Genomic DNA, 21,493 nt, shown 5'->3' with positions numbered 1-21,493 from the left:
GCAAAACAGAGTTAACATGAAAACAACAACTGTTGATTTCGTTGTTTTCGTAAAAATCCAAGACCTTACGTCAATTTCGTCAAAATGGATTTTTATCTGTTGTAAATCATATCGTTAAGTTCGTTCTCTCTGCGCTAAAAGTTGCCTTGAAAACAACGTTCATGACAAATATGTGACGTGGATCGGCTCGGATTTCAGGGGTGATATCGGGCTTTGTTTTGCTGGAAAAAGAAACCGGTTTGCCAAGTGTGAGCCAGCGCGCATCCTGCGCCGACTCACACCTTGCGGTTGGCAAGCTGACGCAGGGTCTGGGCACTCTGTTGCAACTGTTGGCGCTGTTGCTCGTTGAGCGGGCAGTGGCCCAGCACATACTCGGTGGTGGCAACGACCGTCTTCCAGCGCGGCGATTTGGGCAGGGTGTCCAGATTGAGGTACTTGTCGAGGGTACGGGTCTGCGGGCTGGATCTGTCCATGTAGACGCGCCACAGCTTGCTCTTCTCCGCCAGCACGATCTTGCCCTTGCCGGTGCCCTGCTGCCAGGCATCCAGGGTGAGCTGCATGGTCTCCACCAAGGCGCGGCGCAGGGGCTCGTCATCCTGCTGGCGAATAAGGTTGTCGGCCAGCGAGCGGAATTCGCCGCCCAGTCGGCTCAGCTCGCCCAGCAGCTGCTCATCTTCGATGATGGCTTGCCGGGAGAGGTTTTTGAGGGCGTTCTCCAGTGCCACGATGCGGCTCTCATCCTGGCGTTGTTCAGTTGTAAAGGTAAGGGCAAAGGCCGCTTGCCCCCCGAGGGTGATGGGCAGGGCACGGGCGTTGAGCTCATCTTTCTGGCCTGCCACCAAAAATTCCACAATATGCTCCCGCTGGCCAGCCAGATCGGGCCACTGCTCTTTCAGCGGCTCGGCCAGCCACTCGTCGATAGCTTGTCCCTCCATGGTTTCCGGCTCCTGACCCAGCAAGCGAGCCAGTACCCGGGAGGCGAACAACACTGTACCCTGCTCGTCGATAAAGAGCATGGGGTCGGCCCCTTCGCCGAGCAGCGCCAGCAGGCGCATCTGATCCTGATGGAGTCGCTCCTGCAGGGTGAGGCGGTGCTCTATCTCCTGTTTGAGCAAGCGGTTCTCCACCAGAGATGCTCGCCCCGCCTTGGCCTCCAGCAATGCCTTGACCCGGGCGAACAGCTCCTCTTTGCAGAAGGGTTTGACCAGATAGTCGTTGGCGCCGGCGTTGAATCCCTCTTCGATATCCTTGGGCTGGTTGAGGGCGGTGAGTAGCAGTACCGGCAGCTTCTCTTTGGGATGATGCTCCCGGAGCCGGCGGCAGACATCGAAGCCGGAGAGGGTCGGCATCATCACATCGAGCAGGATGAGATCCACCGGCTCCTGGGTGAGCTTGGCCAACGCATCGTGGCCATCGCTGCTGGGCAGAATGCGGTAGCCGCAGGGCTGCAAGAGGTGACGCAGGATGTGCAGATTGATGGGTTCGTCATCCACCACCAGGATGAGAGGGGCTCCTTCGGGTGGCGGAGGCAGATCCTCGCTCTCCCAGTCGGGCAGGATGAGCGGCTGCTGGCGCACCAGTTGCAGCTCTATCTGACGGCTGCCCTGAGTCAGTGGAGCACTCTTGCCGGTCGCGAGCGGCAGGGTGAAGGCAAAGGTGGAGCCGACGCTCGGCTCGCTCTGCACACTCAGCTCGCCACCCATCAAGTGCACCAACTGCCGCGTGATGGAGAGGCCAAGGCCTGCCCCTTGCTTGCTTACCTCCGGGCTCATCTGCACCAGCGGTTCGAAGATATGCTCCAGATGCTCGGGGGAGATACCGATACCGGTATCGGTCACCTTGATGCGCAGGAAGTTGCCCTCCACCATGGCGCTCAGCACCACCTTGCCCTGCGGCGTGTACTTGATGGCGTTGCCGACCAGATTGTAGAGCACCTGTTCGAGGCGCTGCTCGTCAGCCAGCACGGGGGGCAGCTCGGCCGGGCTGATATCCACCAGAGTGAGCGGTTTGGCCTGTACCAGATGCTGGCAGAGGTCGAGCACCAGCCGGATGACCCCCTTCGAAGAGACTGGCTGGGGGTGGATCTCCAGCTGGCCATAGCGCATCTGGTGGTAGTCGAGCAGATCGTCCACCAGACGGGCCAGACCGTCGGCGCTCTTGATGATGAGGCCAAGCTGTTTCTGCTGCCCCTCGGTCAAATCTTGCTGGCTGGCGAGCATCGACTCGGCCATCCCCTTGATGCCGTGAATAGGTGTGCGCAGCTCGTGGGAGGTATTGGCCAGTAGTTCATCCTTGAGCTTGTCAGCCTGCTGCAAGCTGAGGTTTTGCTTGTGGGTCAGCTTGACCTGCTGTTGCAGCTCTATGGTCTGCTGTTCGATGAGCTCGATCTTCTCCTTCACCGAGCGCTGCATATGGCGAAACGCCTGCGCCAGCCGGTCGATGTCATCGCCGGTGCGCTCGATGGCGATGGGGTGATCCAGGGCGCCATCAGCTACCTGCTCGGCCGCCTCGGTCAGGGAGCGCAGCGGCGCCGTGATGGAGTGGGAGAGCCAGCGGGAGAAGAGGATCAGCAGCAGCAGGGAGCCAGCCCCCAGCACGATGACCAGCGTCTCCAGCTGGCGGATGGGGGCATAGGCCTCGCGGGTGGAGATCTCGGCGATAAAGGCCCACTCGGTATCGAATACCTTCACCTGGGTGTAGGCGGCGAGTACATCGTCATCCTGATAGGAGCGAAACAGCCCGACCCCTTGCTCGCCAGAGAGGGTCTTGGTGACGAGGGGGGTCTGCAGCAGGCGGAAATTTTGGCTAAAGCTCTTCTCGACGCTGTACTCCGGCGCTAGCCAGGCATCGGCCCGCATCCGTTTGTCGGGGCCGATGAGAATGGTCTCGCCGGTTTTCCCGAGCCCCTCACGCTCCGCCATGATCTGGTTGAGCTTGTCCGGCAGCAGCTCAAAGATGACCACCCCGCGTACATAGTCGTACTGCATCACGGGGGCGGCCATGTAGGCGACCACCTGACCGGTCAGCTCATTACGGCCAAAGTCGGTGAATTCGAAGATCTGTTGCGGTTTTTGGCCGCCATCGAGGCGCCGCTTGATCTTGGCGAAGGTCTGGCCCAGGCCACTGCCCTGATAGGGGCCGGAGAGCAGGTTGGTGGCAAAGTTAGGTTGTTTGGTGACCGAATAGACGACATCGCCGTTGAGGTCGACCAGAAAGATGTCGCTGTAGTTGGATTTACGCACCATGTCGGCGTAGCCGCGATGAAAGCGCTGATGCACCCGGCCATACATCTCGTCAGCCAGAATGAGAGCACTGATGGAGGGTTCGATTTCGACTTCGGGATCCGGCTTTTGCAGCTGATCCCAAGAGCCCGGCACATAGCGGGCCTGCGCTCGGGCACGGGCCTCCTGCGGCGTGGTGCCAAGCTTTTCAAAGGCACCGGCAAAACCGTAGAAGCGACCGATACTGTTGCCGGCAAAGTCCTGCTGGGAGAAGTTGGTGATCTGCTCCTTGAGGTTGTTGAAGTAATCCTCAAGCTGGCTCTTTTTGATGTTGCGAACGGAGACCAGATGGTTGGATGTCTGGGTGGTGAGGTCTTTGCCGTGGCTGTAGAGGAAAAAGAGGGTGACGACCAGGAATGGCACCATTCCCAACATGAAAAAAGCCAGCATTAGTTGCGGCCTGAGTCCACGAAGCCTGAAGATCCATTTCATCTTGTGAATTTCAATTGAGAATCCGGTTATTAAGCGGCTCAAGTCTCGAACTAAAGCGTAATCATTTCAACGACTTTATCCCAAATTCGCTTGGTTGGTCACAGCTGAACGGCTGATTTTGCAGCAACCCGTCTAAAGGGTGAGCAAACGATCCGGTTGCGGAGTTTAAATGCGAAAAAAGGGTTGTGCTGTCGCTCGGGGTACGTATAATGCGCCTCGTTGTCAGGCAACTGGCACGGAAGCAGTAATGCGGGAATAGCTCAGTTGGTAGAGCACGACCTTGCCAAGGTCGGGGTCGCGAGTTCGAGTCTCGTTTCCCGCTCCAATTTTCCATCGAACCAACGATGGATATCACTTTCAAGACAATCAGTCTTGTCAGCATGGCGCGTTAGCAAAGCGGTTATGCAGCGGATTGCAAATCCGTTTAGTCCGGTTCGACTCCGGAACGTGCCTCCATCTCTTCTCTTTTTTTTCAAGAAATCATCTCAAGCCGACTTTATCAGTAGCTCTGTTGCAGCATCAGCTGTTCACAGCCCGCTTCTCGCCACTGCCGCTCAAGATAGTGATTCACTTCGTCCACGTTTTGGCCCCGGTTCTGAAACTGGCTTTCTGCACTGTATTGGGTGAGATCCGCCATCTGTTGTTTCAGAGTGCCGCACTGCCACAGACTGACGGTGGTTGGCCCTTGTCGGGCAAGCACGATGGCATCCCCCTGATTGAGCTGCCATTCATCGATTTGCGCCTTGGTCAAGGCGAGCATCAGCACCAGCAGAGCAACTTCTGAAAGCTTCATACGCATCTCCATACGGCACGTTTCCGCACTCATAACTGTGGCAGAGCGCACGATTTTCGCAAATGTGTTAACTGTTAGTTAATCACGTTGCTCAATTTCATTTATCCCACGCATTTGCCGTTTTTATGAAAAAATATGGCCGGGGATGTAGTAATCCTACAGATAGTGGAGTAATCTTTGCTCAGTGGTCGTACCAGTAAGGAGTTGCATCATGTTTCATCCCTTTTCTCTGACTCAGATTATTCTTCGTCGCATTTATGTATTGCTGGTGGGCATTCTGGCGTTTCCAGTGATGCTGTTTCGTAGTGATCGCGCCCGCTTTTATAGCTATCTGCACCGCATCTGGAACAAGACCAGTACCAAGCCGGTCTGGCTCAAGATGAGCGAACGTGGCGAGCGGATCTTCTACTAAGACCCTTTTCGATAAAAAAGACAGCTTCGGCTGTCTTTTTTTATGCGTTTAAAAACAGATGGTTAATGCTCGACTCTGTTACTATCGCTGGTGCAAAAAGGGCATGTCACAATGTGGCAGCAGCTGCGCTCTTCCCCCTGTTAGTTGCTTATTTTATGGATCCCGATGACGCAAGGAGCTGCGATGCTGATCCGTCAGGCCACCGAGGCCGATATTCCGATGCTGGTTGCCATGCGAATGGCGCTCTTCTGCGAAGTGGGGGAGTTGCCGCACCCCGCAGCCGATCCCGCCCTGATACAGGCAACCGAAAGTTATTTTACCAACGCCTTTTTGAGCGGATCCGCTTTATCCTGGCTGGCCGAGGTCGATAAGCAGGTTGTCGCGGCAGGTACTCTGGCGATGTTCGTGCGGCCACCCTATCCCGGCAATCTGGCGGGAAGAGAAGCCTATCTGCTCAACATGTATACCTTGTCCGATTATCGCAAGCAGGGTATAGCCAGTGCACTGCTCGATGTGATGGCTGCAGAGGCCATAGCCTGCGGGTTTGGCAAGGTATGGCTCCATGCCAGCGAGCAGGGGCGCCCCCTATATGAACGGATCGGCTTTGTCGCCAATCCTGCCTATATGGAGTGGCAACCACCTGCCCGGTGAGCCGTGACATGTCAGCCATCAGCCCGTCGTGTGATGGGTGACAATAAATAGCTTGCCAAAAGGGAGTCTGATGGCTCAGCCAGCTATGCTGAGGGTACACGCCGTCATTATCTTGTTGATCCACCATGTAGTTTGGCCATGGCGGGTGCCTGTCTGGAGGATATGTTTCGATGTTCAATAACAAATTGAAAGCCGAGTTGCAGCAGTGTCAGGAGCAGCTTCTGGAGCAACAGGGATTTTACGATGCAGTGCATGGCAGCGTCGCGACCATCACTTTCAGCCCTGATGGCACCGTGCTGGCCGCCAACGATCTCTTTCTCAACGTGGTGGGATTCAGCGCATCCGAGGTTGTGGGCCAGCATCACAGGATCTTTTGCGACAAGCAGTATGCCCAGAGCAGCGCCTACCAGCAGTTTTGGGCCGACCTGAAACAGGGGCGTTCCCGTACCGGGGTCTTTCAGCGCTTTAATCGCCGCGGCGAGCCAATCTGGCTGGAGGCCACCTACTTCCCCGTCAAATTGCGCGGCGTAGTGACCAAGGTGATCAAGATTGCCGCCGACATCACGGAGCATCATCTGCAGCTGCTGAGCCAGCAGGCGGTGGTAAAGGCCCTTGATCGTTCTCTGGCCGTCATCGAATTCACGCCGACCGGTGAAGTGCTCACTGCCAACGCCAACTTCCTCCACACCATGGGCTACACCCTGGCTCAGGTGCAGGGCAAGCACCACCGCATCTTCTGTGATGACCACTTCTATCAGGAGAATCCCCACTTCTGGGAAGAGCTTGGGCGCGGCCAGTTCAAATCAGGCCTCTTCTGCCGCCAGAACAGCCACGGCAGCAAGGTGTGGCTGGAGGCGACCTACAACCCGATCCTTGACGAGAACCGCAAGGTGGTGAAGGTGATCAAGTTCGCCAGCGACATCACCGAGCGGATAAACAAGAGCGATGCGGTGCGTGAGGCGGCCATGCTGGCTCACGATGCGGCGCGGGAGACCCTGAGCTGCGCTGAGCGCGGGGCGGGTCTGCTCTCCTCGGTGGTCGACACCTCCAGCCTGATTGCCAGCCAGCTGACCCACAGCATTGGCCTTATCAATCAGCTGAACGAGCAGTCTCGCAGCATAGAGGCGATCGTCTCCACCATCAGCAGCATTGCCGATCAGACCAACCTGCTCGCCCTCAACGCCGCTATCGAGGCGGCCCGGGCCGGGGATCAGGGGCGTGGCTTTGCGGTGGTGGCTGATGAAGTTCGCCAGCTTGCGGCACGCACCTCGCTCTCTACCGACGAGATAGCCAAGGTGGTGCAGAACAACCGCGAACTGACCGCCAAGGTGGCCGCCGAGATGTCTGATGTGGCGGGCAGCGCCGAGCTGGGCAAGCAGCAGGTCGGCGAAGTCAACGAAGTGATGAGCGAGATCCGCCGCGAGGCAAACAATGTCTCCGCCACGGTTTCGGGTCTGGCCATGTGACTCATTCGACCACAATTAAACCGGGGCATTGATGCACATCTGACCAGTCAGTGCCCCAATCTGAACTCTTCCTGTATCACCCCGCCATTGTGAATTGTCCCCACCCCCTCTCTTGCTTAGGCTTGCCGCCTCATTCATAACCGAGCAGGAAAAGAACAAGATGGTACGACAACAGAAGGGGCGGGCGGCCGCGTTGCTGATGATGGTTGCGAGCATGGGGCTGAGTGGCTGCATGGGACAGATGGGGCTATCCGGCATGGTGACCAAGGGCAATCTGAGCGTGGTGGACAACCGCTACGGTCGGGCTGGCGTCTTTATGCTGCTCTCCCCGATTTATGGTCTGGCGGCAACTGCCGACCTGTTTGTCTTCAATACCATCGAATTCTGGACTGGCAAGAACCCCATCACCGGCAAGTCACCGGCTGTGGTAGACATGAAAGCCAACCCGGTGATCAAGGTGAACCAGCACCTCGACCCGTCTCTTCACAAAGTGCCGCTGGCCATGCTGCCGCAAGGGGTGCGTGAGGTAGAGATCAGCTATCCCGACGAGCATACCGCCCAGATGGAGGTGCACTATCTGGATGGTCGCAGCAGCATGATGCGTGGCGAGAAGCGCGGCGAGCTGATGGATATCTACTTCGACGGTCGCTTCGTCTCTACCCTGAGCCGTGCTGAGCTGGAAGAGCGGGCGAATCAGGGCAAGGCTGCTGCCTAAATTCAACTGAATCCAGATCTATCCAGCACCAGATGGGGTATACATAATCGGCTGGCAAAATCGCCATGATGTCTAAGGGAGTAGACTATGACGGTGAATGGATTGCGATTGGCGGAGTTGATTGGTTCCCTCAGTCATGCGCTCGACATGACCGAGGGGCAACCAAGAGGACATTGCATTCGCTGCTGCTGGATAGGTTCCCGTCTGGGGGCGCGGCTGGGACTGGATGCCCGGCTGCGCCATGATCTCTACTACACGCTCCTGCTTAAGGATCTTGGGTGCAGCAGCAATGCCGCCCGCATCTGCGAGCTCTATCTCACCGACGATCTTCATTTCAAACGCGATTTCAAACTGGTGGATGGCTCCCTCTCCGAGGTAGTCAACTTCGTGCTGGGCCATACCGGCTTGCAGGCGGATCTGCTGGGACGTTTTCGCAGCCTGTTTCATATCTTTCGCAACGGCGACCAGATTGCCAACGAACTGATCCAGACCCGCTGTCATCGGGGGGCTGATATCGCTCGCCAGCTCCGTTTCAGTGATGATGTTGCCGATGGCATCCTCTCCCTTGATGAGCACTGGAGTGGCAAAGGTCGGCCCCTGCAACTGGCAGGCGAGGCAATCCCGCTCTTCTCCCGTATTGCCCTGCTCTGCCAGGTGGTGGATGTGTTTCACGCGGCCGCAGGTCCTGATGCGGCGCTCAAGGAGCTACGCGAGCGCAGCGGCAGCTGGTTTGATCCGACACTGGTTCGCGAATTTGAAGCGCTGGCGGACGATGCTTTCTGGCAAGGGCTGACCGATCCCCGGCTGACCGAGTGGGTGCTGGTCCACCCGGCCGGACAGAGCGAGGTGGCGCTGGATGAGGATTATCTGGACGAGATCGCGGCGGCCTTCGGGCAGGTGGTGGACTCCAAAAGTCCCTACACCGCGGGTCACAGCGGCAGGGTGGCGCTCTATACCGACATTCTTGCCACCCAGATGGGCTTGCCCGAGCCGCGCCGGCGCTGGCTCAAGCGGGGCGCCTTGCTCCATGACGTGGGCAAGCTCGGGGTGAGCAATGCCATTCTCGACAAGCCGGGCAAGCTCGATGCGCAGGAGTGGGCTGCGGTGCAGATGCATGCCGCCTACACCGAGGAGATCCTGAGCCGCATCGGCGCATTCGAGGAGCTGGCGCAAGTGGCGGGCGCCCACCATGAGCGGCTCGATGGCAAAGGTTACCCCAAGGGGCTGAAGGGGGACGAGATTACCCTTGAGACGCGCATCATCACCACGGCCGACATCTTCGATGCCATCACCGCCAAGCGTCCTTACCGCGGCGCCATCCCTGTGCCACAGGCGCTGGAGATGATGGCGGAGAATCTGGGCACCGCCATCGACCCCGACTGCTTTGCTGCTCTGCAGGCGGGTATTCAGGATTTCTCCCTCTACCTTACCCCCGAGCAGCCGCTGGCCAATGCCAGTTAAGGCTTGCAGACCTCAGGACCCAAGCGGCCAGTCAGATAGCAAAACGCCCCGCAATGCGGGGCGTTTTTTATGGCGTTCAGGCTGGCTGTTTGCGATGGGGCACGGTGAGGATCAGCCCCAGCAGGCGGCGCAGGTGGGTGAGCTGCTCGGTGAGCTGCACGTTGAGCCAGAGATAGCCGATGATGGCCGTCTCCGTATTGGCGGGCAGGTTGACCCGGGTTGCCAGCTCGTGCAGACGGGCGATGGCGGCCTCGGCGCCGCGTCCGTCGCCGGTTTGCAGCATCCGGGCAAGCTGGTTTATCGCCTCTTCGGTCGCCTGATGGCACTCGTGCAGCTCGCGGGTGCTCTGCATCAGGAAGTGGCTCTCCCGATCGTTCCAGTAGGTGTTGGCCAGCATCTCAAGGGTGCAGAGGGTATTGCGCATGGTGACCTGCACCGCATCAAACAGGGCGATGCTGTGGCGGGTCTCCTTGGCGGCCGGTGCCAGCAGGGCCCGCAGTTTGCCGGTTTGGGCCAGCAGCTGGGAGAGATTGTGTTTGAGCTGCGGCCGCTCCAGCACGTTGGGGGAGAGGTGGGTGTGATAGAGCCGCCCCGACTGCTGCAGGATCTGGTGCAGTTGCAGCCGCCAGTGGCTGTAGGCCCGCTGGGGGTAGATGCTGCAAAAGAGCAGTGCCAGCAGGGAGCCCAGCACCACGTCGCCGCTGCGCCAGAGGGCGGTATGGATATCCCCCGGCTGGGCCCCCATGGTGACGCCAAGGGTGATGCCGATCAGCAGTCCCACATAGGGGCGCTTGCCGAGCGCCAGATAGCCGCACAGGAACATGATGCAGCCGCACCAGATCAGGGTGAGCGGCAGGGAGTAGATCTCGAGATAGAGCGCCACTATCCCGCAGCTGGCGCCGAAGATGGTGCCCACCACCCGCTGCAGGGCGCGGGAGAGCACATTGCCCCAAAACGAGATGGGGCCCATCACCACCACCAGCGTGATCAGCGGCCAGGTGCTCTCCGGCAGTTGCAGCTGGCGGGTAAGCAGAAAGGTGAGCATAAAGGCGAGCGCAATGCGCAGGCCATGGACGATGCGATAGTGGCCATAGACCAGCAGATCGAGCCGGGATAAGGGGGCATCAAGACGCACAGTGAGCCTCGTGTAAAGTGACCTGGGGGCGCATTGCATCCGGCCTGCGCCCCGTCGGGATTCAGGCCAATCGTCCTTGCAGGGGGTGGATCCAGACCCGCTCGCCAACGGCGATGCCGCTCTGAGCGGGGACGATTTCAATCAGACAGTTGGCATCGGCCATCGAGCTCAGGATGCCGGAGCCCTGCGGCCCCGTGGTGCGCACCCGCAGCTGGCCGTTGCCATCCTGATGGAAGATGCCGCGCAGGAACTCGGTGCGACCCGGGCGGCTCTTCATCTTCTCGTCTGCCAGTGCCGACAGGCGCAGCGGCTGCCACAGCTTGCCCTGCAGGCGGGCGATGGCTGGCTCGACAAATTGCAGGAAGCAGACCATGGCGGCCACCGGATTGCCGGGCAGGCCGAAGAAGGGGGTCTGCCCCAGCTTGCCAAAAGCGAGCGGGCGGCCCGGCCGCATCTGGATGCGCCAGAAATCGATCTGGCCAAGCTCAGCCAGCACCAGCTTGATAAAGTCGGCGTTGCCCACCGAGACCCCGCCGGAGCTCAGCACCAGATCGGCGCTGGCGGCAGCCTGCTCCAGCTGCTGGCGCAGGATGGCCTTGTCATCGGGGATGATGCCAAGGTCCATCACCTCGCAACCGGCGGCGCGAATCAGGGCCATCAGGGTGAAGCGGTTGCTGTCGAAGATATGGCCGGGGGCGAGCAGTTCGCCCGGCGCCTGCACCTCGTCGCCGGTGCTGAACAGTGCCACTTTCAGCGGCGTGCGCACCGGCAGGCTGCCCAGCCCGAGCGATGCCGCCAGCCCCAGCTGGGGGGCGGCGAGTCGGGTACCGGCCGGGATGGCGACCGCACCTTTGGCCAGATCTTCCCCGGCCTGACGCACGTTCTGCCCTGCGCGAACGGGGGCGGTGACCGTGACCCACTCACCCTCAATATGGGTCTCTTCGCGCATCACCACGGTATCCACACCGGGGGGGAGCGGGGCGCCGGTCATGATCTGCACCGCCTGACCGGCCAGCACCGGCTCGTGGCGCTGCTGACCCGCCAGCACTTCACCCACCAGTTGCCAGCGACCGGCGGCGAGATCGTCGCTGCGCAGGCCAATGCCGTCCATCGCCGAGTTGGCGTGGGGTGGCACATTGATGGGGCTAATCAGATCGGCGGCCAGCACGGCGCCGTGGCACTCGGGCAGCGGTTTGTCGCTGCAGGCGGTGCTTGGGGTGAGGGCCGCCAGAATGGCGTTGCGGGCCGCTTCGACCGACAAAAAGCCGTTGCCAGCCTCCTGCTCGCGAGTCTGGCAGCCGTCAAACCAGCTACAGACGAAGTCGGCGATAGCCTCAAGGTCGTTGATATCGAGTTGCGGCAGGGTGGTCTCTGCGGGCTGATCGCTGGCCAGCGCTATGATGTCCCGGTCTTCGGGGAAGAGCAGCGGCTTGCCAATCTCGGCGCGGTGCAGCTCGATTTTCGGGAAGTGTTCGTGCTTGAACCCCTCTACCAGCAGCAGGTCGAGCTCTGTCTGATCGAAGCTTGCCAGCAGCTGGCGAAAATCGGCTTCGGCCAGCTCGGTCTCGCCGTGCGTTGTTTCAGTAATGCGCGCATGACGACGGCGGGAAGCCACCATCATCTGCTGGGCCCCCGCCTTGCGCAGGCGATAGCTGTCCTTGCCCGGCTGGTCGATATCAAAGTCGTGATGGGCGTGCTTTAGCACCCCGATGCGCAGGCCGCGCCCTGTCAGCAGCGGGATGAGCTGCTCGAGCAGGGTGGTCTTGCCGGTGCCGCTCCAGGCGGCGAAGCCGAGCAGGGGAAGAGTGGGGGCCGGGGTCATGAGGTGGCTCCTTGTCCGGTGGCGTCTTGCAGGCGCGCCTCGTAGGCGGCCAGCTCGTCCGGGCTGTTGAGATTGATGAAGGCATCCGGCTGATCGGCAAAGCTCACCACCGCCATGTTGTGGCGGGCAAACCAGATATCGATTTTGCGCTCCCCCTCGGCCAGCGCGGCGCTGAGGGAGGGGAGCAGGGATGTGTGCAGCAGGGCGACCACGGGTTGCAGCCAGTCGCCATCGTGGGCCACCACCAGCTCGGTCGTTGGGGTCAGGGCGGCGCGAAAGCGGCTCATCAGATCGGTTGGCAGGGCGGGGCCATCACAGGGGACGAACAGCACCCAGTCGTGGCGGGCGGCGGCAAGGCCAGCCTGCATGCCCGCCAGCGGGCCGAGGTAGTCACGATTGTCATCGCTGATGACGGGAGCCAGCGCCTGATAGCGGTCGTGGCTGCGATTGGCATTGATGATGAGTTCGTCCACCTGGGGGCGCAGCCGATCCAGTACGTGGGCGATCAGCGGGCGTCCCGCCAGCTCCACCCATCCCTTGTCTTCGCCCCCCATCCGGGTGGCGCGGCCGCCGGCGAGGATCACTGCCGACACGGGAAAAGGGCTAGAGGGGGATTCGCTTCTTGAAGTCATGTCGCTCGATGATTTTTAAAGGGGTCGTCTCTTGCAGCTGGCCACGGGCGAGGGTCCATTGCCGCTCGCACAGGTCGGTCAGGGCGTTGTGCTGGTGACTGATCACCACCAGGCCGCTGCCATGTTCCCGCAGATCTTGCGCCAATGCGGCCATCAGGGCAACCGAATGTGCATCCAGATTGGCGGTGGGCTCGTCCATCAGCAGAAAAGCGGGTTGCAGCGCCCAGGCTCGGGCCATGGCCAGTCGTTGCCGTTCGCCACCCGAGAGAATGCTGATGTGCTCCCGTGCCAGCCCCTCCAGCTCGACCCGGCGCAGCGCCTCGAACACCCGCACCTCGCTGCCGAGCTGCTTGTCCAGCGCCCAGGCGACATTGTCGTGCACCGTGCGATCAAACAGGTAGGGAGTCTGGTGCAGATAGGTGACCCGGCCCGGCCCCAGATCCCGTTTGAGCAGGCGGTTGAGCCGCTGTTGCCAGCGCCCCGGCAGGTTGGTGTAGCCACGGGTCGGGGGGAGCAGCCCCGCCAGGATCTTGAGCAAGGTGGTCTTGCCTACCCCGTTGGCCCCGTGCAGCCAGATGGTGTCCCCCGCCGCGATGGAGAGGCGCTCAATCTCGAACAGCTGACGATCGCCAAAGCGCATCGTCAGCTGGTGGGCGGTCAGAGCCATGGGGTACTCCTGTGGGTTGCGGGCATGGTCAATTCTTCAGATAGCTCTGGCCGCGACAGGCGGTGAGCAGCAGGTTGAGCAGCAAGGCGAGGGTGAGCAGCACAATGCCGAGGGCCACCCCTTGAGTGAAGGCCCCTTTCTGGGTCTCCAGCGCGATAGCGGTGGGGATATTGCGGGTAAAGTGCAGGATGTTGCCCCCCACCATCATGGAGCACCCCACCTCGGTGACGATGCGACTGAAGGCGCCGATCACCGCCGCCAGCAGGCCAAAGCGGCACTCGTGCATCAACCCGAGCAGCGCCTTGGGCCAGGAGACACCCAGGGTCAGGGCGGTCTCCCAGGCGCGGCGGTCACTCTGGACAAAGGCGGCGTGAGCCATGGTGGCGATGACCGGAAAGGCGATCAGCATCTGCCCCACCACCATCGCCTGCTGGGTAAAGAGCAGCTTCCAGTCACCAAAAGGGCCGGCTCGCGACAGCAGCATGTAGAGCAAAAGACCGATCACCACGGTCGGCACCGACTGCAGGGTGTTGATGCAGGAGAGCCAGAGCCAGCGGCCGGGCAGCGGCAGGTAGGCCAGAGCAAAACCCAGCAGCAACGCCGGCAGCAGCACCAGCAGCAGGGCGATGCCGGAGACGGAGAAGGAGACCCCCACCACCTGCCACAGCTCGGTATCGCCGTTGAACAGCAGGGCGAGGGCCGCCAGGGTCGTGTCGAGCAGCGTCATCAGGCGCCTCCCCCGTCAGCATGCAGGGGGAGGGCCAGCTGCGCCGCCATGTCGGTCGGTGCGGGCATTACTTGGTGTTGGCGTCGGCCACGAACAGCGCCTGACCGGCCACCTTGAAGTCGCCGATCAGCTTCTGGCCATGCTCGGAGACCAGCCAGTTCTTCAGGGTGCGCGCCCCTTCGGTATTGAGATCCGGGTAGCGTTTGGGGTTGACCAGAATCACCTGATAGGGGTTGAACAGGCGCTTGTCACCCTCCAGCAGCACGGCGAGATCCAGCTTGCTCTGATAGGCAAGCCAGGTGCCGCGGTCGGTCAGGGTGTAGGCACCCAGTTCGGAGGCCATGGTCAGGGTCGGGCCCATCCCCTGGCCGATGGATTTGTAGCCGGCAAACTCGGGTTTGACGTCGGCCGCCTGCCACAGGGTCTTCTCCTTGATGTGGGTGCCGGACTCGTCACCGCGGGAGATAAAGGTCTGGCCCTTATCCTTGATGGCTTGCAGCGCGTTGGCCGCGTCGTGCAGCTTGGCCAGACCCGCCGGGTCTTTCACCGGGCCGACGATGACGAAGTCGTTGTACATCAGGTGCACCGGCTCGATGCCAAAGCCCGCATCGACGAACTTCTTCTCGGCAGAGGGGGCGTGGGTCATCACCAGATCCGCGTCGCCATTCTCGCCCATCTTCAGGCTCTGGCCAGTACCGGCCGCCATCACCTGCACCGGATAGCCGGTCTCCTTGGTGAACTGGGGCAGCAGCCAGCCCAGCAGACCGGACTGTTCGGTACTGGTGGTGGTGGCGAGGCGGATCGGCGCTTTTGTGGCATTAGTATCCGCTTCGGCATGGGCCGCACCGGCGATCAGCAGGCTGGCGGCGAGAGAGAGGGCAAAACGTTTGAAGTTGGTTTTTATCGTCATCGTGATGCAACTTTCAGGGTAGGTGAGAGAGGAAACAGCCAAGCAAACGGGGTGCCAAACTGTTCCATACCACTTGGATTCGCTCTTTACCCTTAAAAAACAGTGATTTAATTTCGGCAATTAGGTGAGCCGGTTATCGCTTTTAATAATTGGTGTTGGTGATTTTGATACGGGAAGGACAAAATGTCCCACAAAGGTTCCGGTTATCGGGACATTCTCCGACCTTACCTGTATTCGAGGTACTTTTTTCCATGACAGTCTCTTCCGGCCGCTGGTCTGCCCTCTCCCTGCTGATCGTTGACGATGAGCCCGGCATGCGCAGCTTTCTGGCCAAGGCGCTGGCCAGGCGCTTCGCCCAGATAGAGACAGCTGCCAGCGTGGAGGAGGCGGAAGCCCTGCGCTGCCGCCTTCACTTCGATCTCATCATCGCCGACATCCGGCTGCCGGGGCGCTCCGGTATCGAGTGGCACGAGGCCATCGAGCCCGGTACCCGCCGCAGCGACATCATCTTCATGACCGGTTTTGGCGACATGGAGACTGCCCTCAAGGCGCTGCGTCTGGGGGCGAGCGACTTTATTCTCAAACCCTTCAATCTCGATCAGATGGTGCAGGCGGTGGACCGGGTCATCGAGCGCCGCCAGATGGAGCGGGAGAACCTGCTGCTGCGCCGGGAGGTGAGCAAGCTCTTTCCGCCCACCCTGATTGGCGACAGCGCCAAAACCTGCGAGCTCAAGACCCTGATCGCCCGGGTCGCCCCCTCCAACGCCGCCGTGCTGGTGGAGGGGGAGTCCGGTACCGGCAAGGAGCTGGTGGCCCGCGCCCTGCACCAGCTCTCCGGCCGGGTGGGGGCTTTTGTGCCGCTCAACTGCGCCTCCATCGCGCCGGAGCTTTTGGAAAGCGAGCTGTTTGGCCATGTGCAGGGGGCCTTTACCGGCGCCCGCAAGGGGCGTGACGGTCTGTTTCGGGTCGCCCATCAGGGGACGCTGTTTCTCGACGAGATCGGCGAGATGCCGCTCGCCATGCAGGCTTCCCTGCTGCGGGCGCTGGAGCAGAAGGCCATTCGCCCGGTCGGCGCCGAGCGCGAGCTGGCGGTGGATGTGCGCATCGTCGCCGCCACCAACCGCAACCTCAAAGCCGAGGTGGAGGCGGGGCGCTTTCGCGAGGATCTCTTCTATCGCCTCAACGTGGTGGCGCTGCCGGTCGCCCCGCTGCGCGAGCGCATCGACGACATCCCCGCGCTGGTGCACCACTTTACCCGCCAGCTCACCGCCGAGATGGGGATGGGCTCCTTAAGCTGGACCCACGAGGATGTGGTGGCGATGCAGGCTTACCCCTGGCCCGGCAACGTGCGCGAGCTGCGCAACCTTATCGAGCGCTGCCTGCTGCTCGGCAAGCCCCCCGCCGACTACTGGCAGAGCAGCCAGCCGGCGCCGCAAAGCGATGGCGGCGACGGTTATCCGGTTGAGTGGCCGCTGGCCGAGGTGGAGAAGGCCCACATCCTGCAAGTGGTGGCGAATCACGATGGCAACAAGTCGGCCGCCTCCCGGGTGCTCGGGGTGGCGCGCAAGACGCTGGATCGCAAGTTCAAGGAGTGGGCCATCGAATGAGGTCTGCCGATGCCAAGGGAGTGGCGATGAAAAAGAGCCTGTTGTCACGCTGTATCCGAATCCTGTTGCCGCGCTGCGTGCGCACCAAGGTACGCTGGCGCCTGCTGCTGCTCACCTCCATGCCCATCATGCTGAGTCTGGCGGGCATGGTGGCGCTTACCCTCTACTGGACTCTCACCTACAGCTGGCAGAGCCTGCTCACCACGGTCAGAAGCGATCTGGCCGGCGCCCACCACGCGGTGAGCGTGCAGCAGCTGCGCCAGAGCGAGCACCTCGAACACCTGCGCGATGCCTGGGCCTTTCAGCTGCGGCTGCGGGAATCGCCGGATCAGCTGCAGGATTGGGTGATGCCGCTGGCATCCAACTACGGCCTCGATTTTCTGCGTCTGCGCCGCGGCGCCGAGCTGGACACCCTGACGGCGCAGGAGTTGACGGCCCTGCGTGCCGGGCACAGCGTCAGCCACTTTGTGGTCTGGTCGCAGCAGGAGATGCGCGCCCTCTCGCCGCTGTTGGCCAAACGGGCCGTGCTGTGGCAACGGGATGGCACCAGGGTGGTGGAGAACCGGGGGCTGATCAGCCTCTCGCTGACGCCGGTGATGGGCCGCGACGGCTCCCTTTGGGCGGTGCTGGAGGGGGGCGAGCTGATTAACGGCAGCAGCCGGCTGGTGGACGAGATCAAGGGGCAGGTGTTTGCCAAGAGCACCCTGCCGGATGGCAGCGTCGGCACCGTCACCCTGTTTCTCGACGATCTGCGGGTGAGCACCAACGTCCCGATCAGCAGCAGCCATCAGGTGGGCCGGGCGGTGGGCACCCGGGTCTCGCCGCCGGTGCGCGAGCAGGTGTTGAAGCGGGGCGATCTCTGGATTGACCGCGCCTTCGTCCACGACGCCTGGTATGTCTCGGGCTACGAGCCGCTCTTGGGGGCCAGGGGCGAGCGGATCGGCATGCTCTACGTCGGTTTCCTCGAGTGGCCCATCATCCGCACCTACCTCACCAATCTGGTGGAGCTCGGCTCCGGCGTGGTGGTGTTGCTGCTCATCTCGGGCCTGCTGGTCTATCGCAGCGCGCGGGATCTCTTCACCCCCATCGAGCGGATGCACAAGGTGGTGCGGCAGGTGCAGGCGGGGCAGTCGGCCCGCATCGGCGAGCTGGCCCTCGACCCTGACCACGAGCTGGCCCAGCTTGGCCGCCAGTTCGACGCCATGCTGGACAGGCAGGAGGCGCACCAGCAGCAGATGGCCCGCAGCGCCGACGAGCTGGAGCAGAAGGTGGCCGAGCGCACCCAGAGCCTCAAGCAGAAGACCGCCGAGCTGGAGGAGCATATCCAGATGCTGACCGAGGCGCGCCAGCAGCTGCTCATCAGCGAGAAGCTGGCGGCCCTTGGCGAGCTCTCCGCCGGGGTGGCCCACGAGATCAACAACCCGCTGGCGGTGATCCTTGGCAACGTGGAGCTGATGAAGCTGGAGCTGGGGGAGGCGGCCGAGCCGGTCAGTGAGGAGCTGGCGCTGGTACTGACCCAGATCGAGCGCATTCGCGCCATCACCCGCAGCTTGCTGCAATACTCCCGCCCCGGCGACTACGAGACGGCGCCGGTGTGGCAGCACCTCAACCCCATCATCGAGGAGAGCCTGACCTTGGTGCGCTCCGCCCTGCGCCAGCAGCAGGTGGCGCTGGTGGCCGACCTCAAGGCCCAGCAGCCCATCGAGGCGGATCGCCAGCAGCTGCTACAGGTGCTGATAAACCTCTTGGTCAACGCCAGCCACGCGCTGGGGGAGCAGGGGGAGATCCGGGTCGAGAGCCGCGACTGGTTCGATGAGGCGGGCGTGTTGCAGGGGGCGCTGGTGCGGGTCATCGACAACGGCAGCGGCATCGAGGCGGCCATCATGGACAAGATCTTCGACCCCTTCTTCACCACCCGCGCCACCGGCACCGGGCTGGGGCTGGCCCTGAGTCACCGCATCATCAGCCGCTGGGGCGGCGAGCTGCTGGTGGACTCCACCCCGGGGCAGGGGAGCTGCTTTACCGTGCGGCTGCGCAGCCACGCCCTGCTGCCAAGCGGCGGCGAACCGGCCCAGCTCGAAGGGTGGCGCATCGCCCTCAATGCCGAGGGGTTTGATTCCGGCGGCGAGCGTGGTCAGTAACCCTTCACCTGCATGCAACTGCAAAGATCCCCGAGCAAAGCCTTGGGGATTTTTTTATGGCGGCTTTGCCGGATCGGAGGGGCTGCTGCAGGGCAGGCTGGGCCGACCGTGATGGCCTATCTGGGGCAAAACAGTCGGTATAAATTAAATTTATGGGTTTTGCTAAAATGACCAAATTTTAACTTATAGCGAGGGCTAACCCGTTCTGAGCCCTTGCCAGAGCTGGATGGGGGCGGCCAGCGTACTCCCTCCGATTTGGCAGGTTGGATGGGGAGCAAGAGGCATAGTGGCAAGAGCGTCAGGCAGGGGCAGGCAAACCGTCTCGCTGGCCGCTTGGCCTGCGAGACGGGAAATTGCGGGAGAGTGTCAACGGCTCGGTTGGTGCAGGGTCGCTTACTGCGGGCTCCACACCAGCTTGCCGCTCTGGGTCAGGTCATAGCCGCCGAGGCGGGCCGCCAGCTCGCGCCCCTCTGGGGATTGCAGCCAGCCGATCAGCTGCTGCAGCAAGGTGCGAAAGAAGACCCCCTGCGGCATCACCAGATCGAAGCACTCCTGCGACAAGGGCATAAAGCCGAGGCCAAACTCGGTGGCGGTGCTCTGGGCGCCGGGCCCGACGTCCGCATCGCCACGGCTGATGGCGGCAGCCAGCTCCCGCTCGCTGTTGACCTCGAGGGTGCGCTCCAGCCGGGTCAGCGACTCTCCTTGCGTTTGCAGCCACTCCTGCAGGGCGCGCTGGCTGCCAGCGCCTTCCTGACGCATGGCCCAGCGCCAGTCGAGCGACTCTTTCGCCTCCTTGGGTTGCAATCCCTGCCGAAGCACCAGCCCCTGCACCCGGCGAAATCCATGAACGATCACCCATTGCCGGTGGCCCTGATACTGCTGTACCAGCGCCGGGTGGCGCAGGTGCGCCTCCTCGGCCTGCCCCCAGTGGATGGCGCAGAGATCCACATGGCCGCGTGCCAGCATCGCCAGCCCCTGACGGGTGCCGCACGGGGTGTAGCCCACCAGTGCCTGGGTGCCGAGCTGCCGGGCCAGCCGGCTGCTGGCGTAGTGCAGCAGCACGTCGTCCGAGCCCGCCAGCAGCAGGCGGTCGTTCATCACCCCCTCGTGGCAGCTGCCAAGCAGCCAGCGATCGAGCAGGGAGCGGGGAAACAGCCACTTGCCGGTCGCCTTGGTGGCGGGGATGCGCGCCTCGTTGGCGAGCTGGTAGACCTTCTTCTCGTTGAGATCGAGGTACTCAGCCACCTGCTTCACATTCATAAATTCGTTCATGGCTTAATCCCGCATCCCGCGCCCGGTTGAACCGTGCGCCAGCACCGGCGGCTTCTCGTCCAGCACGATATGGTCGTGGCCGCTGAATACCTCGAAATGGCGTCCCTTGGCGCGGGCAATCATGGTGATGCCGAGTTGGCGGGCGAGATCCAGCCCCATCTGGGTGACGCCGGAGCGCGACAGCAGCACCGGAATGCCCATTTGCGCCACCTTGATCACCATCTCCGAGGTGAGTCGCCCGGTGGTGTAGAAGAGCTTGTCGTGGCCAGCCTCGCCGCGCATCCAGAGCTCGCCCGCCAGGGTATCCACCGCATTGTGGCGCCCCACATCCTCGACAAAGGAGAGGATCTGGGCGCCGCGACAGATGGCGCAGCCATGCACGGCACCCGCCATCTTGTAGGTTTCGTTATGGGCCGACAGCGCCTTGAGCAGGGCGTAGAGGGTACTCTGTTTAAGCTCCGGCGCCGCCAAGACCACCCCTTCGAGCTTTTTCATCACGCTGCCATACATGGTGCCCTGACCGCAGCCGGAGGTGACCGTCTTCTTCTCCAGCGACTTGTCGAGATCAGCGGCCTGCTGGCTGCTCACCACGGCGGCGGCCTCGCTCTCCCAGTCGACGATTACCGACTCGATGGCCGAAATATCCTCGATAAAGCCCTGATTTTTCAGATAACCCAGCACCAGCGCTTCGGGGCGGGCCCCCAGCGTCATCAGGGTTACGATCTCCTTCCAGTTGAGGTAGACCGTCAGTGGCCGCTCACAGGCGATTTGGCGGGTTTGCAGCGTGCCCTGTTCATCCATCACCTCGACAGCCATGGTGAGCTGGGCGGCAGCATTGCTTTTGATAAAGGTCGGTGTCATGGGCCCCTCGCGACCGGTTGCCGGGATCTAAGGGGATATAGCAAGTTTTGTTCCAATTGGTGAAATATGGATGTTAAGGTTTTTTGATAAAAAACAACAATGCTTATGATAATAAGGGTTGTGAGTAAAAATGATGTGGAGCGAGGTTATGTTGATTCTTGATAAAGAAATTTTTGACTCTATTGAAAACATCATGTGATGGTTTAGTATGCCCCATAGGATTTTATTTTTATCAGAGTAGGGTATGAATAATTTGCAAGACACAGAGTGCAAGTTAACGTTGGCTATCAAAAAGTTCGTGTATGCCATAGCCTATATTGATGGGGTTGTTGATAATTCGGTCGAACTTTCTGATGTTACCGCCAACTTATCGCTTTCCAATCTGGACTACTGGGAAAGATTTATAGATAGTGTTTATGTTCAGGCATTACGGGAATACACACCCTCTAGGTTTATATTTTGGAGGAAAGCTTATAACAATATTACTTTGTTAGACTTGGTTAATCGA

Annotated in this window: 18 protein-coding genes and 2 tRNA genes; 10 read left to right on the top strand and 10 right to left on the bottom strand. The window is 61.3% G+C overall.

Translation table 11 applies throughout. The features are described from left to right. Window positions 1-275 precede the first annotated feature (275 nt). Window positions 276-3,713, bottom strand: coding sequence for a hybrid sensor histidine kinase/response regulator (locus tag LG31_RS0106505; protein WP_033113671.1), 3,438 nt, complete (start codon window positions 3,711-3,713; stop codon window positions 276-278). A 249-nt stretch (window positions 3,714-3,962) separates the two neighbouring features. Here LG31_RS0106505 and LG31_RS0106500 point away from each other — a divergent pair. Continuing rightward, window positions 3,963-4,038: transfer RNA gene (locus tag LG31_RS0106500), tRNA-Gly, on the top strand. A 57-nt stretch (window positions 4,039-4,095) separates the two neighbouring features. Further along, a tRNA-Cys gene (locus LG31_RS0106495) sits at window positions 4,096-4,169 on the top strand. 43 nt (window positions 4,170-4,212) lie between these two features. Here the strand turns inward: LG31_RS0106495 and LG31_RS0106490 are convergent. After that, window positions 4,213-4,506, bottom strand: coding sequence for a hypothetical protein (locus LG31_RS0106490; protein ID WP_033113670.1), 294 nt, complete (start codon window positions 4,504-4,506; stop codon window positions 4,213-4,215). A 211-nt stretch (window positions 4,507-4,717) separates the two neighbouring features. On the opposite strand from LG31_RS0106490, the gene LG31_RS0106485 reads away from it, so the two are divergent. From LG31_RS0106485 to LG31_RS0106465, 5 genes are all read left to right on the top strand, one after another. After that, a complete protein-coding gene (locus LG31_RS0106485; protein WP_005334863.1) occupies window positions 4,718-4,918 on the top strand; it encodes a YbfA family protein in 201 nt (66 codons plus the stop codon). Window positions 4,919-5,101: 183 nt separating this feature from the next. Further along, the gene (locus LG31_RS0106480; RefSeq protein WP_033113669.1) at window positions 5,102-5,569 is read left to right on the top strand and encodes a GNAT family N-acetyltransferase; all 468 of its coding nucleotides are present in this window, start codon (window positions 5,102-5,104) and stop codon (window positions 5,567-5,569) included. Between the two features lie 170 nt (window positions 5,570-5,739). Next, complete coding sequence (locus LG31_RS0106475; protein ID WP_033113668.1) at window positions 5,740-7,035, top strand: methyl-accepting chemotaxis protein; 1,296 nt, start codon at window positions 5,740-5,742, stop codon at window positions 7,033-7,035. Window positions 7,036-7,195: 160 nt separating this feature from the next. Further along, window positions 7,196-7,750 (top strand): DUF3332 domain-containing protein, encoded by a 555-nt coding sequence (locus LG31_RS0106470; RefSeq protein ID WP_033113667.1) that lies wholly within the window; start codon window positions 7,196-7,198, stop codon window positions 7,748-7,750. A gap of 87 nt (window positions 7,751-7,837) precedes the next feature. Further along, a complete protein-coding gene (locus LG31_RS0106465; RefSeq protein ID WP_033113666.1) occupies window positions 7,838-9,211 on the top strand; it encodes an HD-GYP domain-containing protein in 1,374 nt (457 codons plus the stop codon). 76 nt (window positions 9,212-9,287) lie between these two features. Here LG31_RS0106465 and LG31_RS0106460 read toward each other — a convergent pair whose 3' ends face one another. The 6 genes from LG31_RS0106460 to LG31_RS0106435 all read right to left on the bottom strand — a co-directional run bounded on the left by LG31_RS0106460 (window position 9,288) and on the right by LG31_RS0106435 (window position 15,104). Further along, a complete protein-coding gene (locus tag LG31_RS0106460) occupies window positions 9,288-10,346 on the bottom strand; it encodes an FUSC family protein (protein WP_033113665.1) in 1,059 nt (352 codons plus the stop codon). A 61-nt stretch (window positions 10,347-10,407) separates the two neighbouring features. Next, window positions 10,408-12,168, bottom strand: coding sequence for a bifunctional molybdopterin-guanine dinucleotide biosynthesis adaptor protein MobB/molybdopterin molybdotransferase MoeA (locus LG31_RS0106455; RefSeq protein ID WP_033113664.1), 1,761 nt, complete (start codon window positions 12,166-12,168; stop codon window positions 10,408-10,410). Then, window positions 12,165-12,800 (bottom strand): molybdenum cofactor guanylyltransferase MobA, encoded by a 636-nt coding sequence (mobA, locus tag LG31_RS0106450; protein ID WP_033113663.1) that lies wholly within the window; start codon window positions 12,798-12,800, stop codon window positions 12,165-12,167. Before mobA ends, LG31_RS0106455 begins: the two co-directional genes overlap by 4 nt. Continuing rightward, window positions 12,772-13,467, bottom strand: coding sequence for an energy-coupling factor ABC transporter ATP-binding protein (locus LG31_RS0106445; protein ID WP_033113662.1), 696 nt, complete (start codon window positions 13,465-13,467; stop codon window positions 12,772-12,774). Before LG31_RS0106445 ends, mobA begins: the two co-directional genes overlap by 29 nt. Before the next feature lie 28 nt (window positions 13,468-13,495). Next, window positions 13,496-14,197 (bottom strand): ABC transporter permease, encoded by a 702-nt coding sequence (locus LG31_RS0106440; RefSeq protein ID WP_104014170.1) that lies wholly within the window; start codon window positions 14,195-14,197, stop codon window positions 13,496-13,498. 64 nt (window positions 14,198-14,261) lie between these two features. After that, window positions 14,262-15,104, bottom strand: a complete 843-nt coding sequence (locus LG31_RS0106435; RefSeq protein WP_033113660.1) for an ABC transporter substrate-binding protein — start codon at window positions 15,102-15,104, stop codon at window positions 14,262-14,264. 251 nt (window positions 15,105-15,355) lie between these two features. On the opposite strand from LG31_RS0106435, the gene LG31_RS0106430 reads away from it, so the two are divergent. Both LG31_RS0106430 and LG31_RS0106425 read left to right on the top strand, forming a co-directional pair. After that, entirely contained in the window at window positions 15,356-16,711 is a 1,356-nt protein-coding gene (locus LG31_RS0106430) for a sigma-54-dependent transcriptional regulator (RefSeq protein ID WP_033113659.1), read from the top strand. Between the two features lie 26 nt (window positions 16,712-16,737). Further along, window positions 16,738-18,852: a sensor histidine kinase gene (locus LG31_RS0106425; protein WP_050513418.1), complete on the top strand. Its 2,115-nt coding sequence runs from the start codon at window positions 16,738-16,740 to the stop codon at window positions 18,850-18,852. Window positions 18,853-19,245: 393 nt separating this feature from the next. On the opposite strand, the gene LG31_RS0106420 is transcribed toward LG31_RS0106425, so the two are convergent. Continuing rightward, the gene (locus tag LG31_RS0106420; RefSeq protein WP_084059559.1) at window positions 19,246-20,112 is read right to left on the bottom strand and encodes a helix-turn-helix transcriptional regulator; all 867 of its coding nucleotides are present in this window, start codon (window positions 20,110-20,112) and stop codon (window positions 19,246-19,248) included. Window positions 20,113-20,127: 15 nt separating this feature from the next. Then, window positions 20,128-20,985 (bottom strand): formate dehydrogenase accessory sulfurtransferase FdhD, encoded by an 858-nt coding sequence (locus LG31_RS0106415; protein WP_033113657.1) that lies wholly within the window; start codon window positions 20,983-20,985, stop codon window positions 20,128-20,130. Between the two features lie 244 nt (window positions 20,986-21,229). Here LG31_RS0106415 and LG31_RS21570 point away from each other — a divergent pair. Then, a partial coding sequence (locus LG31_RS21570) for a hypothetical protein (protein WP_033113656.1) occupies window positions 21,230-21,493 on the top strand: 264 nt, incomplete at its 3' end.

The sequence above is a fragment of the Aeromonas lacus genome (assembly GCF_000764665.1).
Classification (GTDB): domain Bacteria; phylum Pseudomonadota; class Gammaproteobacteria; order Enterobacterales; family Aeromonadaceae; genus Aeromonas; species Aeromonas lacus.
The sequence above is the reverse complement of the archived record's forward strand: the minus strand, read 5'-3'. Positions and strand labels throughout refer to the sequence as shown.